Raw genomic sequence first — 14,537 nt, 5'->3', positions numbered from 1 at the left:
GCCAGGAACCGCGATGAACGACGCCGTCCGCATCCCCGCCACGCCACGCGCCGCGCCACTGATGGCCCGGCTGCAGGCCCGCGCCATGCTGGCGATCGAGGGCCTGGCGCCAGCGTTGGCCACGCTGGCACCCGGCCGCGCCCATGTGGTCTATGCCCGGCCGTCCCCGGCACGCGACGCGCTGTTCTGGCAAACCGCGGCGTCCGCACTGCGCGGCCCCGCCTGTGTGCTGTCCACGCGCGACGCCGATGGCATTGCCAATGCGCTGCGCGAGCACGGACTGGACATCGAGGTGAACCGCGCCATGCATGCGCGCGCCAATCTGTGCGCCTTGCGCGCGCAGACCGGGCGTAGCGGCATCGACGCGCTGATCGAGGCCCTGGACGCACTGGTCGAACAATGCGGCGCACGCGGCACGACGTTCCTGCTCGAAGGTGCCGAAGCATTCTTCAGCTGGCACGATGCCACAACGCTGGCACTCGAAGGTGTGCGTGTCAGCGAATGGTGCGCAGGCGAGCGCTGCGCGCTCCTGCTTGTGATGGCGCCGCCCGAAGCGGCGGAGGGACAGCCCCTGCCGGACCTGCACGGTTTTCACGGCCGCTTTGCCGGCGCGGTGCAGTTGTCGCAGCAGCAGGGCCAGTACACGTGGGAGGTGGCTTTCTGGCGCGACAACCAGGCCGTGGTGGCCGGCGAGGTTCTGCGCCTGCGCTTTGCGCCGAACGAACACCGTCTGATGGTGGCATCCGACACTTACAGCGACACGATCGAGGAAGCCGGCATGCTGGCGCCGGACGAGCAGCGCGTGATCGCCAGCCGCGACGCCGTGCTGCGCGAGCGCTTCATACCGGAAGACTGGCGGGTGGTGGATAGCAATGAAGCAGCCGTCGCCACGGCCAGCAAATCGGTCGCTGCCACCGTTATCCTCCACTACGCTGGCACGCGGGACCTTGAGATGCTGGCCGGTCAGGTCCACCGGCTGCGGCGCAGCGCGGGCCGCGCGCTCAAGATCGTGATCCGCGAGGATCGTGAAGCGATGCGCCAGCACTATGAACTGCTGATGCTGAACCTCGGCGCCAATGCCGTGATCGCCCAACGCACGCCGTTTGCGCGCATGCAGGCCATGATTGACGGCTTGCAGGGCCAAGTGTTTTCGCGGCCTATCCTGGCCGATTATCACAACGCGCTGTCCGCCGTACTGACCACCACGGCAAGCGGCTACGTCCCGGCTTCCACATTCATTGCACTGGCGCGCGACGCCGTGGAACGCAGCCGGATGATCCGCCTGCCGCACGTACTGCTGCAGCTGCCGCTGTTGCCGGAAGTGGCCCACGTGGATGCGCTGCGTGCCTGCCATATGAGCCGCGCTGGCGACCTGTGCACCGCCGGCAGCGACAGTCTCTACGCATTCTTCTTCGCTTGCCGCATGGACGATGTGGACGCCGTATGCCAGCGCGTGTTCAAGCGTCCGATGGCGGACCTGTTTCAGGGCGACCTGCGCAGCGGCGACAACGAATCGATTGCGGCGGAGCTGGCAAGGCTCGAAACGGAGATCGCCGAATATCCTCCGCCCGACTACAGCACGTGGCTGCCGGCGCAGCCCGGTCCGGCTGTATCGGCAACGCAGGAGTCGTCGGCGCCGGACGTTGCCGTAGAACCGGTCAGCGCGCCGGAGCCGGCCGCGATGTCGCTGCCGCTGATGGCGCCACGGCGCGCCAGCGCCAATGCCGCGCCACGCGACCTGCCCCAGCACCATCCGGTGCCTCTCAAACGTCAGGACTGAGACATGCCCATCTTTCTCGGCTACTTCATCTGGGGCCTGATCCTCGCCGCGCCGCTGGCCTGGTTGACCTGGCGTTTCGACCTGTTGCGATGGCTGCCGCGCTGGACCGCACCGCGCCCGCGCCGCGCCGTGCGGCTGCCGCCCCAACTCGATGCGCTGGTCATTCGCGGCAAGCGCCAGGCTGGCGAACGAGGCCGTCGATGAGCGCCGGGACAACCTCCGCGACGGCAACCATCGCCATCGTCTCCACGACCGGCGGGGCGGGCCGCAGCACGCTGACGGCGGAGCTGGCCTCGCTGTTGTCGTGGCGCAAGCATGAAGTTCTGGCCGTGGAGTGCGACCCGCGCAACGTGCTCGGTTTCCACTTCGGGCTGCGCAGCATTCCGGCCGATGGTATCGGCGGCTATCTGCACGACACCTCGGCCGCGGCCTGGGCGGGCACGGGACTGCGCAGCGACGATGGCGTGCTGTTCGTGCCTTGGGGAGACAGCGTGGAATCGAGCGCGATCGAGCGGCTGCCCGCGAACTGGCTGGCGCGACGGGTCGGGCAGGTGGACCTGCCGGCGCACAGTGCCGTGCTGATCGATACCGCACCGTGGCCGTCGGCCTATGCCAACCAGGCCATCGACGCAGCGGACCTGATACTGGTGCTGGTGCCAGCACAGCCGGAAACCTGCCTGACGCTGAAGCGCCTGACCGATGATCTGGCCACGCGCGGCAAGACCGTGCGCTATCTGGCCACGCGATTGCAACCGGCCCGGCAACTGCAGGTCGACATCGTTGCGATGCTGCAGGCGATGCTGGGGCAGGCCATGCTGCCCTATCACGTGCACGAGGACAGCAGCGTGCCTGAGGCACTGGCGCGCAGCGAATGCTTCAGCCGCAGCGCACCTCACTCGCAGGCCGCGCATGATCTGAATGGACTGGCTTCGTGGTTGTCGGCGTGGATCGAATCGCGCGCGCTGGACGGGAGCACATCATGATCACGCGCATGGCCTGGCTGCGGCAATGGATGGCTTCGGCGCGCAGCCGCCTGTCGCGTGAACTCGGCGTGGGCACCAGCACCTCCGCCGTACCTCACGTGGGCGACTGGCTGCTGCGGCTGTTCTTCCGCCCGCCACGCCCTGGCAAGCCCGACATTCCGGCGGAATGGGCCGCGCTGATATACCGCCGCGCCGTCGCGCGCCTGGGCGTGGGCAAGCAGCCCTCGGCCGGTACCTGGATCTGGCGGCTCTTTATCCGGCCGCCCAAGCCACGGGTGCGCCTGGCCGCCGATCCGCGCAAGCAACGCGGCAACGGAGACGCCGAACGGACGGGCTGGCTGCGCAAATGGCTCGATCGCGTGCTGGAACCGATCTGGCACGCGACATCGCGGCTGCGCCACAAGGTTCTGACGCACCTGCCCCGCCCCGACTGGAATCGCGTTGCCTTCGTCTCCGAAGCGGTATCCGCGCGCATCGGCCGTATTCCATTCGTCTTGCCCGTGTCGCTGGTGCTGGCCGCCATCACGGTGCTGGCCGTCAGTACCACGCCGCTGCGCTTCGGGGAACAGGTGTTGCTTTTCGCCGTGGTCTGGATCGGGCTGAGCGTGGTGCGGCGCATACCGGGGCGGCTGGCGACGATCACGATGATCGCCATCTCCATACTGATGGCCGGACGATATATCTGGTGGCGATCCACGCAAACGTTGCAGTTCGCCAGCGCGATCGAGGCCGCCGTGGGCTATGTGTTGTATGCAGCCGAGGTCTATACCTGGCTGGTGCTGGCGCTGGGGTATCTGCAAACGGCCTGGCCACTGCATCGCAAGCCCAAGACGCTGCCCGCCGATCCGGAGCTATGGCCAACGGTCGACGTTTTTATCCCGACCTACAACGAATCGCTGAGCGTGATCCAGCCCACTGTCTTCGCCGCACGCAGCATGGACTGGCCCGCCGACAAGCTGCGCGTCTACATCCTCGACGACGGCCGCCGCCCGCACATCCGCGAGTTTGCCGAAGCGGCCGGCGTGGGCTACCTGACCCGCACGGACAACCGCCACGCCAAGGCCGGTAACATCAACGCGGCATTGCCGAAGACGGACGGCGAATACATCGCAATTTTCGACTGCGACCACATTCCCACGCGCTCGTTCCTGCAGATGACGATGGGTGAGTTCCTGGCCGACCCGAACTGCGCGCTGGTACAGACACCGCATCACTTCTTCTCGCCGGACCCGTTCGAGCGCAACTTCGACACGTTCCGCCGCGTACCCAACGAAGGCAGTCTGTTCTACGGCCTGATCCAGGACGGCAACGACTTCTGGAACGCCACGTTCTTCTGCGGATCATGCGCGGTAATCAAACGCGCCCCGTTGCTGCAGATCGGCGGCATTGCCGTGGAAACCGTGACCGAGGACGCTCATACGGCGCTCAAGCTGCATCGCCTTGGCTACAACAGCGCCTACCTGCGCACCGTGCAGGCCGCGGGGCTGGCCACGGAAAGCCTGTCCGGACATATCGGCCAGCGCATCCGCTGGGCGCGTGGCATGGCGCAGATTTTCCGGCTCGACAACCCGATGCTCGGCCGCGGCCTGAAGTTCTTTCAGCGCCTGTGCTACAGCAACGCGATGCTGCACTTCTTCTACGGTATTCCGCGGTTGGTCTTCCTGACGATGCCAATCGCCTACCTGTACTTCGGGCTGCATGTGATCAACACCTCGGCACTGCTGATCACGGCGTATGTGGTGCCGTACCTGCTGATTGCGAACATCACCAATTCGCGGCTGCAGGGCCGCTTCCGTCATTCGTTCTGGGCCGAAGTCTACGAATCGGTGCTGGCCTGGTACATCGTGCTGCCAACCACGGTAGCCTTCATCAACCCGCGGGCCGGCAAGTTCAACGTCACGGCCAAGGGCGGGCAGATTGCCGACGACTACCTCGACTGGACCATTTCCAAGCCCTACCTGTTCCTGCTGGGACTCAATGTGATCGGGCTTGGCGCCGGCATCGCCCGGCTGCTGTTCTGGGGCACGGAGGAACCGGCCACGGTACTGATGAACATGGCGTGGGCACTGTTCAACCTGATGATGCTCGGCGCGGCGGTCGGCGTGGCACGCGAAGCGCGCCAGGTGCGTGTCTCGCATCGCATTCCGATGCGTGTGCCGGCTACGCTGCTGCTGCCCGATGGCCGCACGCTGGCCTGCAAGACCGAGAACTATTCGATCGGGGGGCTTGGTGTTGTGCTGCCCATCGACGTGCCGCTGCAGGAAGGTTCCCGCGTTGGCGTCTGCCTGTCGCGCGGCCCGCGCACGTATCACTTTCCGGCGGTGGTCACGCGCAACGTCAACCGGCACCTGGGCGTGCGCATGGAAGACCTGACGATGGCCCGCGAAACGCAGTTGATCCAGTGCACGTTCGGCCGTGCCGATGCGTGGATCGACTGGCTCGACGACGAGCGCGTGGACGCGCCGCTGCGCAGCCTGAAGGAAGTCATGGAAATGGGCTACCAGGGCCTGCTGCGGCTCTACGATGCCTTCATGGATGCGGTGGATCTGGTTCTCGCGCGACGCCGCTCGCGCGCGCCATGATCCCCGGCTGAACGAGACGATATGGGACTCTGGAACCTCTACTTCCTCGCCAAGCTCTACCTGTTCCATACGGGACAGATGAAGCCGATATGGCTGCTGAACATCGTCTTCGCGCTGCTGCTGGTGGCGCCAATGGAGTCGCGCCCGTTACGCGTGATCCGGCAGCTGCTGGCGATTGGCGTCGGAGCGGCGCTGGCATGGCGCGAATCGATGCTGCCGCCGTTCGAGCGTGTGATCTCGCAGTTCGCCAACATCAGCGCCTTTACCACCGCATACCTGGTGGAGTTGCTGCAGCGGCTGGTGTCGATCCAGCTGGTGGTGGCCGTGCTGCTGGTGCTGGTGGTGTTCCTCCTGGTCAATCGCTGGCTGCGTACCACCACGTTCGTGCTGATCGCGCTATTCGCGATGCCGTTCTGGTATGGCCTGGGCATCGCGCTGCCGGGCAAGGACGCGGCCGTGGCACGTGCCGCTGATAGCCCGCGCGCGGACATCAACGCGACCAACAATTACGACGCGATCCTGACCGCTTTCCGCGAGCAGGAAGCACAACGCAGTGCCACGGTGGCCCCGCTGACCGCCAGCCCCGATGCGCAGTTCGACGTCATCTTCCTCCACATCTGCTCGCTCTCCTGGGATGACCTCGACGCGGCCCGGAGCCTGAACCATCCGCTGTTGTCACGGTTCGACTACCTGTTCAAGAATTTCAGCTCGGCGGCCAGCTACAGTGGCCCCGCCGCGATCCGCGTGCTGCGTGGGGCGTGCGGGCAAGAGCCGCACAAGAACCTGTACGATCCCGCGCCGGCCGAATGCCATGTGTTCGCAGACCTGGCGCAGGCCGGCTTCACGCCGCATGTGCTGATGAATCACGACGGCCGCTTCGACGACTTCCGCGGCTTTGTGGATAAGGAAATCGGCCTGCCGGGCGTGCAGCCCGAATCGACGGACGGCGTGCCCGTGGCGATGCGCGCGTTCGACGACTCTCCGGTGCTCGGGGATTTCAATACCTTCGACAACTGGTACCAGAAGCGCCTGGCGCAGGACAAGAAGCCCGTGGCGCTGTACTACAACACGGTGACGCTGCACGACGGCAACCGGCTACCGGGCAAGCGGCTGACCAGCCTGGAATCCTATCCACTCCGGCTCAAGGCACTGCTGGACGATGTGGACCGCATTATCGACACCATTTCCAAGTCCGGCCGCAAGGCCGTGGTGATCTTCGTACCCGAGCACGGCGCGGCACTGCGCGGCGACAAGAACCAGATCTCGGGCCTGCGCGAGATTCCAACGCCGAACATCATCCACGTGCCCGTGGGCGTGAAACTGGTGGGCCTGCCCGGCACGGAAACGCCCCAGCCCGTGACCATCGATGCGCCGATGAGCTTCCTGGGCTTGTCGCAACTGGTGTTCAACCTGATCGCGGACAGCCCGTTCCGGCAGGGCGCGCCGGCGCTGTCCCACTATTCGGACGACCTTCCGCAAACCCAGATGGTGGGCGAGAACGAAGGCACGATCACGATGAAGCGCACCGACGGCTACGTCGTGCACACGCCCGATGGCGTCTGGGTGGAGCAGAAATGAGTACTCGCCCCATCACCAAGCCGATTACATCCCGGAAGGCGGCCATCGCCTACAACGACGTCGACGCGCTGGCCCAGAAGGTGGATGGCTTTGACGGCCGCCATTACTTCGACCAGCAGGGCGAAGTGGAAACGGCCGAGGCCGTGCGGCGCTGGCCGCTGCTGGCGCGCGTGATGGGGCTGGACGACACGCCCTACCCTTCGCCTGCCGAATCACGAAACGACGGCGCCTGACACAGCTTTCCCGGCGTTCAAATCGCTAATGCCGCCACCCCTCGTGGGTAGGGCCGCAAGCCTTGACTTCCAGGGCTTTTCGTCACGGATTCGACACAAAGCCCGCCTAGACTCGGGGCCATTTTCCAATTCCGTGGTCCCTACGTCATGTCCGGCTTCCTGGTGGATTCTCCCGCTGCCCGACCGCGCTTCCGGCAGCCATGCGCAGAGGATCTGGCCGTTCCCACGCCCTCGGTCACAACCGACCATACCAACCAGGATGTGCTGGAAGTGTTTGCGATGCATCGTGAACTGGCCTGTCTGCCGGTGACCGAGCAAGGCAAGCCGATCGGCCTGATCAACCGGTCGATCTTCCTGTCGCAGATGAGCAAGCCGTATCACCGCGAGCTCTACAACCGCAAGAGCTGTATCGCGTTCATGGACAAGGAGCCGCTCGTCGTCGACGCCGAGATGAGTATCGACGCGCTGACGTTCCGCACCGTGGAGTATGGCGAGAAGGCATTGGCCGACGGCTTCATCATCGCGCGCGGCGGCCAGTACATCGGCCTGGGTCAGGGTCTGCAACTGATGCGCGTGGTGGCGGACATGCAGGCCGAGCGGAATCGCCAGATCATGCATAGCATCGACTACGCGAGCACGATCCAGCGCGCGATGCTGCGCACGTCGCGCGACACGTTGGCCGCCACGCTGCCCGATGCCTCGCTGGTCTGGGAACCGCGCGATGTGGTGGGCGGTGACTTCTATCACTTTGCCGCGTTCCCGGACGGATGGTTTGCCGCGCTGGCCGACTGCACGGGCCACGGCGTGCCTGGCGCCTTCATGACGCTGATCGCCTCATCGCTGCTGACCCAGGCGCTGGAGCAACTGGGGCCCCGCGACCCCGGCGCGCTGCTGATGGCCGTGAACCGTGGCATCAAGCAGATGCTTGGCCAGACCGATCGCGAGGCGGACCGGGAAGCACGCCAGATGCCCGATGCATCGGAATCCGATGACGGCCTGGACGCCGCGTTCTTCTGGTTCGACAACGCCACGCGCCAGCTGACATTTGCCGGCGCGAAGTCGTCGCTGTTCGTGCTGCAGCCGGGCGACACCGGCGGCGAAATGATCAACGGTGCGCGCATGGGCGTGGGCTACGTCGACACGGACATGGACTACACCTGGCAGAACAGCGCCGTGCCCACGCAGACGGGAACGCTGGTGTTCGTGACCACCGACGGATTGATAGACCAGATCGGCGGCCCGAAGGAAATCGCCTTCGGCAAGCGCCGCATGCGCGAGGCCATCTGCGCGCGGCGCGATGCGTCGGCCGCGCAGATCAGCGACGCCGTGCTCGACGTACATCGTGCGTGGCAGGGCGAGCAGCGCCGCCGTGACGACCTGACCTTCTTCTGCTTCCGTGCGCAATGACTCACGAATCGCGCACCCAACCGTTTGCACATGACCGCCGCACAATCGATTGACAAGGAATATGAGCCGTTCTTCCAGATGGCTCGGGAACGCAACGTGATTTTCTACTACGTCGGCTACTTTTCGCAGAACATCATCGCCGCCATGTCCGATGCGGTGCGCCTGCAGCTTACCGTGAGCGGCGTGGATGGCACCACGCGGCGCAAGCTGTTCTCGTCATTCGTGGAGATGGCGCAGAACATCGTGCACTATTCATCCGACTCCCTGACCTCGCCGTCGCAGCCCGACGGCCAGCTGCGTCATGGCTCGGTCTGCATCAGCATGGTGGACGAGCACTACCGTCTGATGTGCTCGAACCCGGTGTCGTCGGCGCGGGTGGAGCAACTGCGCGGCACGCTGGAGAAGGTGCGGACGATGACACTCGAAGAAATCAAGCGCGCCTACAAGGAAACGCTGCGCTCGGACGCTCCCGAAGGCAGCAAGGGAGCCGGGCTTGGCATCCTGACGATGGCGCGCGATGCCAGCGCGCCCCTGGAGTACAACTTTCAGCCGATCGACACGGACCCGGTCTCGACGATGTTTCAGCTCGTCGCCACCATCTGACACCGCCCGATCGCACAGACCGCCATGGAAAACCTGTTCATCGCCGCCACGCCAAGCTCGCCCGAAGTGAGCTTCGATTTCGCGCGGCACACGCTCTCGCTCAAGGGCGAGTCCTACCCCGAGAATGCCGCCGTCTTCTACGGTGAAGCCGTCACGCGCCTGCGCAAGTACCTGGCCGATTGCGACGACATGGATATCACCGTGAACGTCGCGCTCACCTACTTCAACAGCTCCAGCACCAAGATGCTGTTCAGCATGTTCGATGCGCTCAATGAGGCGGCAGGGCGCGGCAATCACGTGACGCTGCACTGGTTCCACGACGAGGACGACGACACGATCCTCGAATTCGGCCAGGAGCTGCATGACGACTTCCCCGCCATCGACTTCATCGACCAAGTGACCACCAGCAGTTGAACGCGCCGCGCGACATGCCCACTGCCGCCGCCATGTCGGAACCCGACCTGTTCGAATCCGAGAACAGCGCCTTGGCACATGCCAAGGCCGTGTTCTGCGATGTCGACGCGGGTGAGGAAGCCTATCGGCATACGCTCGGCCAGCTGATCAGTTACTACGAACGGCTCATGCGCGAGACGCGCCGGCTGATCCGCCGCAGTGACCGCGAAGAACTGGAAATGAACCGGCTGAACCACCGGTTGCAGGAACTGGCCCAGGAGCTGGAGTACCGCGCCACGCACGACACGCTGACCGGCGCGCTGAATCGCGGCGCCGTGATCGACCGCGCCACGGCGGCGCTGGCGCGCGGCAGCCTGGCGCTGATCGTGCTCGACATCGACTATTTCAAGCGGCTCAACGACGATTTCGGTCATCCCGCCGGCGACGCCGTGATCTGCGGCGTCACCGCCTGCCTGAAGGACACGATCCGCGCCGAAGGGGCGATCGGCCGCGTGGGAGGCGAGGAATTCGCCGCACTGCTGCCCGATTTCTCGATGGCCGACGCGCTCGACCTTGCCGAACGGATGCGCTGCGCAATTGCCGACCAGAGCTTTCCGTCGCCGGTGAATCGCCAGGTCACCGCCAGCTTTGGCGTCAGCTGGTCCGCCCAGGGCCGCACCTTCGAGCACGCCTATGGCCGCGCTGACGAAGCCCTCTACGAAGCCAAGCGCGGCGGCCGCAACCGCGTGACCCGCGCCATCATGGCTTGAGGCGCAGCGTCACCCGGCCTTCTATTGCCTGAGCTTTTCTGGATGCGTGGCGTAGTACGCCAGCACCAGCGAAGCGGTGAATGCCATGCCGGCCACGGCAAAGGCAATCAGCGTGGGCATGGCAATACTCCCTTTTTCCTTCGACATGCGAGCCTCCTAGGGTGGATGTTCTTGCATGGTAGGCGCCGCCATCCCACTTTGCGAACTGTCTTATAGCGATCCTTTGCAGGTTGGCCGACAGTCGAGGTTGAACATTTTTCAACCGGAGACCCCAGCCATGATGCATAGGCAGAAGAAACTTCGATCAGGCTCGAAAAGACATCGCAGCGACGCGGTCTCGCAGGGCAAGCTCGACGCTCATCTTCAGCGAGCCGACGAACGTATGAATCGAATGTTCGCGAAAAGTGATGAACGGATCGAACGGCAACGGCAGGAACACGAGAGACGAGCCGAGCAACGCAAGAAGGAATATGAGGAACGACTCGAACAAGAACGTCAGGAACGCGAGCGACGGGCCGAGCAACACAAGAAGGAGTACGACGAACGGCTCGAACAACAACGGCAGGAACGCGAGAGACGGGCCGAGCAATACAAAAAGGAATATGACGAGCGCCTCGAACAGCAACGCAAGGAGAGTGAGAAGCGAGCCGAGCAACAACGTCAGGAATGGGAGAGACGGGCCGAACAGCAACGCATGGAGAGCGAGAAACGCGCCGAGCAATACAAGAAGGAACACGACGAGCGACGCGAACAACAACGCAAGGAAAGTGAGAAACGAGCCGAGCAACAACGTCAGGAATGGGAGAGACGTACCGAACAGCAACGCATGGAGAGCGAGCAACGCGCCGCGCAATACAGGAAGGAATACGACGAGCGACGCGAACAGAACAGGAAAGAAAGCGAGAGACGGCTCTCAGAGATGGACCAGCGATTCGCCGAACAATTGGCGAGCTTCCGCGACATGCTGGACTACAGATTTGGCGCCATGAACAAGCGCATCGACGACATGACCCGACACTTCACGGACCGGGTGGCGTCGATTCATGACGAGGTCGTCGAAATCCGCAGGGAGTCGAAGGTGCTGAGATGGAATATCTGGATTGCTGCCGGCACGACGGTCATCGGGGTGGCGGGAGCCATGTCGGCGATGAACTCCACCATCATCAGCGCATTCGAATCGGGTCGGAACTCATCAACGCCCGTTGTCCGGCAATCCAGCGCGCCCGCGATGCAGGTGCCGTCACCGAACGAGATCAAGAACCTGTCTTCAGAGCGGCCCCGCAAATCCCACGAGGCAGAGGACGTTGGCGCTTACATGCCCCTCCACCGTAGGGAAGACACGGAAGATACATTAGAAGACAATCAACCCCAGTCATGATTGACCCCATGACATTTATCCCGGCCCGCTCGCCCCCGCGCAGCGGGCATTTTTTTGGTGAGTGCCGTCGCGCTCGCGGCCGGTTCCGGCCAAACGCGCAACGTCGGTCAGCCCATGCAGCGCCAGTCGAGCAGGCGAATCTCCTCCGCCATGAAATCGATGAACACGCGAATGCGCGTGGGCAGATGCTGACGACTTAGGTAACAGAGATAGTGTCCGCGATCTGCTGGCACATATTCTGGCAATGCCACCACAAGCTCGTTGGCCGCAAGGTGTCCGCAGACCTGGTAGCCAGCCAGTTGCGCAATGCCCTGCCCCTGCAGCGCCGCATCCAGCACCAGGTCGAAATCATTGAACGTGAAGCGTGCCGCAGGCTGATGCTTGCGCGCCTGGCCTCCGACCTTGAACTCCCATTCGAACAGACGTCCGTGCCAGAAGCGGTAGTTGACGCACTGATGCGCGGACAGATCGTCTGGAGTTTCAGGCAACCCGTACTTCTCCACATAGGACGGCGCGGCAACCAGCATCAACTCCATCGGTCTGAGCAGCTTACCGATGATTGAAGAATCCTCGATACGTCCATTGCGGAACGCAACATCGACACCGTCCGACACGAAGTCGGTCAGGCGATCGTCGAGCAGAAGCTCGATATCGATATCGGGATACGCCTTCGAGAATTTGTCGAGCAGCGGCGCCACGATGCGCCTGCCGAAGCAGAGCGATGAACTGATGCGGATCAGTCCGCACGGTGGACCTTCGCGTAACTCCAGCATGTCTCGCATCGCGTCCATCATGTGTGTCACGCCCTGGTGGCAATTTTCAAAGAATCGCTCCCCTTCGCGCGTAAGGGCTGTTGTACGTGTCGTGCGGAGGAACAATCGGGTGTTCAGTTGCGCTTCGAGCTTCTGAATGCTGCGGCTGACCGCCGAGCGTCCGATACCCAGACGCTGCGCCGCCTTCGCAAAATTGCCCTCGCTCGCCACCGCCACAAACGCCATGATTCCCGCGTAACTCGAGGCAAAGCTGGCCGACAGAAGGTTCGCTTGCAGCGACTGATCAGGCTGTGCGCCACGGTCCAATATTTCCGAATCGCTCATGCAGACAGCTCTCAATGCAATACCGGCGAAGGCCAGCAAAAAATTAATTGACCGGTCAGATATTAACGAAAGATGGTTGGCTTGGGAACGCTTGTGGTGGCTCGAAAAGGCGTCAGGATCAGCGTGGGCGAACGGTGCTGGACACGCGCGCCGGCTCTGCTATAATCGCCGACTTCCCGGAGAGATGGATGAGTGGTTTAAGTCGCACGCCTGGAAAGCGTGTATAGGTTAATAGCCTATCGGGGGTTCGAATCCCCCTCTCTCCGCCAGATTTTTGATGCCCGCGACAGCGGGCATCGTCGTTTCTGGAGAAGGCAAACCATTGCAGGCCGCACGGCGAATTCGAAGTGACCGGCCTGCTGCGCATGCGCAGCCAACCTCCCTGCCTAAGAACACCGTCCGAAGCCGTCCAATGGGACGGCTTTTTTCTGGTTCAACGAGGAATTCCGGGGAAGGCAGCCTTGATCTTCAGGAAGAAGTATTCCTCGTCGCGGTAGCCGTAGGCCCTACGCTTGATGACCTTGATGGTGTTGTTGATGCCCTCTACGACGCTCGTGTTCAGCGGGTGCCGGCATCGGGCGATGATGCCGTGCCAATAGGCTTTCAGGCGCTGGGCGAACAGTTCGAGAGCCGGAATCCGGCTCTGGCTTGCCTGTTCACACCAATGCTCCCACGCCTTTTGCGCCCATCCCGGGCGGCGGTAGAACCACAGCCGCTTGAGCTCGTCTCTCAGGATGTAGACCGTCAGCAACGGCTGATTGGCCTGCAGCACCTCGTTCAGATGCACGGCTTGAGGGTCGCTCAGGTTCTCCTTGTTGCGCAGCAGTAGCCAGCGCGTGGACTTGAGTACCCGTCTGGCCGGACGGTCGTGCCGCAGGCGGTTGGCCTGATCTACACGGACCCGGTCGATCACCTCGCGCCCGTACTTGGCCACGACGTGGAAGAGGTCGAAGACCACCTCAGCCTGCGGGCAATGCTCGCGGATCTCCAGTTCATAGGCGGTCGTCATGTCGATGGCAACGGCCTCGATGCGCTCTGCCGCGCCTGCCGGGAGTTGCGCAAAGAAGGCGCGCGCCGTCTCGCGCGAGCGGCCCTGACCGATCCAGAGCACTTGCCGCCCAATCGGATCGACCACCACCGTCGCATAGCGATGGCCCTTGTGCAGCGCGAATTCGTCCATGGCCAGGTAGCGGATGCTGGACCAGTCCGGCTCGACGACTGCCTCGCGCAGGCGCGCCTTGTCGATCGTCTTGACGGTATGCCAGCCCAGGTCATAGAAAGCCGCCACGGCCTGCACCGTGCAGTGACGCAGCAACTGCCCGCAGGCCTGCGCCAGCCTGGCTGTGACACGCTGGTAGCGCCCAAGCCATTCGAGCCGCTCGAGTCGCGGCCCCCCGCATTGATCGCACCAGACGCGCCTGCGGGGGACATGCAGCACCACCCGGTACTCGAACAGCGGAAGATCGCGCACGCGCCGCACCACCGTTTCATGGACCTGCCGGCACTTCGATCCGCATTCCTCGCAGTACATGACCTTGCTGACTGGCTTCAAGTACAGCGCCAGCGTACGGCTCTCCCCTTCAGGCCATACCACCCGATCCAGCCTGTAGCCATCCCAGCAGCCCAAGGCCTGCAGCGTCTTCCGATCCAGCATCCCGTTCCTCAACAGCCGTCTTAACGGCCATTAGGATACGGAATGTGGCAATTCAGTCCCCGGAATTCTCCGAAGAACC

At 63.7% G+C, this 14,537-nt stretch carries 14 protein-coding genes and 1 tRNA gene; 12 read left to right on the top strand and 3 right to left on the bottom strand.

What is annotated here, in order from left to right; all coding sequences use genetic code 11:
- Positions 1–13: 13 nt before the first annotated feature.
- The 10 genes from bcsE to AC3FLX_RS15370 all read left to right on the top strand — a co-directional run bounded on the left by bcsE (position 14) and on the right by AC3FLX_RS15370 (position 10,329).
- The gene (gene bcsE / locus AC3FLX_RS15415) at positions 14–1,780 is read left to right on the top strand and encodes a cellulose biosynthesis protein BcsE (RefSeq protein ID WP_488697896.1); all 1,767 of its coding nucleotides are present in this window, start codon (positions 14–16) and stop codon (positions 1,778–1,780) included.
- Between the two features lie 3 nt (positions 1,781–1,783).
- Positions 1,784–1,984: a hypothetical protein gene (locus AC3FLX_RS15410; RefSeq protein ID WP_488697895.1), complete on the top strand. Its 201-nt coding sequence runs from the start codon at positions 1,784–1,786 to the stop codon at positions 1,982–1,984.
- Positions 1,981–2,763 (top strand): cellulose biosynthesis protein BcsQ, encoded by a 783-nt coding sequence (bcsQ, locus tag AC3FLX_RS15405; RefSeq protein ID WP_488697893.1) that lies wholly within the window; start codon positions 1,981–1,983, stop codon positions 2,761–2,763. Before AC3FLX_RS15410 ends, bcsQ begins: the two co-directional genes overlap by 4 nt.
- Positions 2,760–5,345, top strand: coding sequence for a UDP-forming cellulose synthase catalytic subunit (gene bcsA, locus AC3FLX_RS15400; protein ID WP_488697891.1), 2,586 nt, complete (start codon positions 2,760–2,762; stop codon positions 5,343–5,345). Before bcsQ ends, bcsA begins: the two co-directional genes overlap by 4 nt.
- Before the next feature lie 21 nt (positions 5,346–5,366).
- Positions 5,367–6,923: a cellulose biosynthesis protein BcsG gene (gene bcsG / locus AC3FLX_RS15395; RefSeq protein WP_488697889.1), complete on the top strand. Its 1,557-nt coding sequence runs from the start codon at positions 5,367–5,369 to the stop codon at positions 6,921–6,923.
- The gene (bcsR, locus tag AC3FLX_RS15390; protein WP_488697887.1) at positions 6,920–7,156 is read left to right on the top strand and encodes a BcsR/BcsP family cellulose biosynthesis protein; all 237 of its coding nucleotides are present in this window, start codon (positions 6,920–6,922) and stop codon (positions 7,154–7,156) included. Before bcsG ends, bcsR begins: the two co-directional genes overlap by 4 nt.
- A gap of 147 nt (positions 7,157–7,303) precedes the next feature.
- On the top strand, positions 7,304–8,563 hold the full coding sequence (locus AC3FLX_RS15385) for a SpoIIE family protein phosphatase (protein WP_488697885.1): 1,260 nt from the start codon (positions 7,304–7,306) through the stop codon (positions 8,561–8,563).
- A 30-nt stretch (positions 8,564–8,593) separates the two neighbouring features.
- Positions 8,594–9,166: a SiaB family protein kinase gene (locus AC3FLX_RS15380; RefSeq protein WP_488697883.1), complete on the top strand. Its 573-nt coding sequence runs from the start codon at positions 8,594–8,596 to the stop codon at positions 9,164–9,166.
- 24 nt (positions 9,167–9,190) lie between these two features.
- Positions 9,191–9,580 carry a DUF1987 domain-containing protein gene (locus AC3FLX_RS15375; protein WP_488697881.1) on the top strand — a complete coding sequence of 130 codons (390 nt, stop codon included), beginning with the start codon at positions 9,191–9,193 and terminating at the stop codon, positions 9,578–9,580.
- A 32-nt stretch (positions 9,581–9,612) separates the two neighbouring features.
- The gene (locus AC3FLX_RS15370; RefSeq protein WP_488698359.1) at positions 9,613–10,329 is read left to right on the top strand and encodes a GGDEF domain-containing protein; all 717 of its coding nucleotides are present in this window, start codon (positions 9,613–9,615) and stop codon (positions 10,327–10,329) included.
- 21 nt (positions 10,330–10,350) lie between these two features.
- Here the strand turns inward: AC3FLX_RS15370 and AC3FLX_RS15365 are convergent, their stop codons facing one another.
- The gene (locus tag AC3FLX_RS15365) at positions 10,351–10,476 is read right to left on the bottom strand and encodes a hypothetical protein (protein ID WP_488697880.1); all 126 of its coding nucleotides are present in this window, start codon (positions 10,474–10,476) and stop codon (positions 10,351–10,353) included.
- A 130-nt stretch (positions 10,477–10,606) separates the two neighbouring features.
- Here AC3FLX_RS15365 and AC3FLX_RS15360 point away from each other — a divergent pair, with 130 nt between their 5' ends.
- Positions 10,607–11,707, top strand: coding sequence for a hypothetical protein (locus AC3FLX_RS15360; protein ID WP_488697878.1), 1,101 nt, complete (start codon positions 10,607–10,609; stop codon positions 11,705–11,707).
- A gap of 107 nt (positions 11,708–11,814) precedes the next feature.
- Here AC3FLX_RS15360 and AC3FLX_RS15355 read toward each other — a convergent pair whose 3' ends face one another.
- Entirely contained in the window at positions 11,815–12,804 is a 990-nt protein-coding gene (locus AC3FLX_RS15355) for a LysR family transcriptional regulator (protein ID WP_488698357.1), read from the bottom strand.
- A gap of 178 nt (positions 12,805–12,982) precedes the next feature.
- On the opposite strand from AC3FLX_RS15355, the gene AC3FLX_RS15350 reads away from it, so the two are divergent.
- Positions 12,983–13,073 (top strand) — tRNA-Ser (locus AC3FLX_RS15350).
- A gap of 164 nt (positions 13,074–13,237) precedes the next feature.
- Here AC3FLX_RS15350 and AC3FLX_RS15345 read toward each other — a convergent pair.
- Complete coding sequence (locus tag AC3FLX_RS15345; protein ID WP_488694692.1) at positions 13,238–14,458, bottom strand: ISL3 family transposase; 1,221 nt, start codon at positions 14,456–14,458, stop codon at positions 13,238–13,240.
- Positions 14,459–14,537 lie beyond the last annotated feature (79 nt).

The sequence above is a fragment of the Cupriavidus sp. 291-E7 genome, assembly GCF_057798835.1.
The sequence above is the reverse complement of the archived record's forward strand: the minus strand, read 5'-3'. Positions and strand labels throughout refer to the sequence as shown.

What these genes read in the sequence shown, in the direction of transcription:
- bcsE (WP_488697896.1), top strand. Translation starts at nt 14, where the DNA reads ATGAACGACGCCGTCCGCATCCCCGCCACGCCACGCGCCGCGCCACTG.
- AC3FLX_RS15345 (WP_488694692.1), bottom strand. Translation starts at nt 14,458, where the DNA reads ATGCTGGATCGGAAGACGCTGCAGGCCTTGGGCTGCTGGGATGGCTAC.
- AC3FLX_RS15370 (WP_488698359.1), top strand. Translation starts at nt 9,613, where the DNA reads ATGTCGGAACCCGACCTGTTCGAATCCGAGAACAGCGCCTTGGCACAT.
- AC3FLX_RS15360 (WP_488697878.1), top strand. Translation starts at nt 10,607, where the DNA reads ATGATGCATAGGCAGAAGAAACTTCGATCAGGCTCGAAAAGACATCGC.
- AC3FLX_RS15410 (WP_488697895.1), top strand. Translation starts at nt 1,784, where the DNA reads ATGCCCATCTTTCTCGGCTACTTCATCTGGGGCCTGATCCTCGCCGCG.
- AC3FLX_RS15385 (WP_488697885.1), top strand. Translation starts at nt 7,304, where the DNA reads ATGTCCGGCTTCCTGGTGGATTCTCCCGCTGCCCGACCGCGCTTCCGG.
- bcsR (WP_488697887.1), top strand. Translation starts at nt 6,920, where the DNA reads ATGAGTACTCGCCCCATCACCAAGCCGATTACATCCCGGAAGGCGGCC.
- bcsQ (WP_488697893.1), top strand. Translation starts at nt 1,981, where the DNA reads ATGAGCGCCGGGACAACCTCCGCGACGGCAACCATCGCCATCGTCTCC.
- bcsA (WP_488697891.1), top strand. Translation starts at nt 2,760, where the DNA reads ATGATCACGCGCATGGCCTGGCTGCGGCAATGGATGGCTTCGGCGCGC.
- bcsG (WP_488697889.1), top strand. Translation starts at nt 5,367, where the DNA reads ATGGGACTCTGGAACCTCTACTTCCTCGCCAAGCTCTACCTGTTCCAT.
- AC3FLX_RS15380 (WP_488697883.1), top strand. Translation starts at nt 8,594, where the DNA reads ATGACCGCCGCACAATCGATTGACAAGGAATATGAGCCGTTCTTCCAG.
- AC3FLX_RS15365 (WP_488697880.1), bottom strand. Translation starts at nt 10,476, where the DNA reads ATGTCGAAGGAAAAAGGGAGTATTGCCATGCCCACGCTGATTGCCTTT.
- AC3FLX_RS15375 (WP_488697881.1), top strand. Translation starts at nt 9,191, where the DNA reads ATGGAAAACCTGTTCATCGCCGCCACGCCAAGCTCGCCCGAAGTGAGC.
- AC3FLX_RS15355 (WP_488698357.1), bottom strand. Translation starts at nt 12,804, where the DNA reads ATGAGCGATTCGGAAATATTGGACCGTGGCGCACAGCCTGATCAGTCG.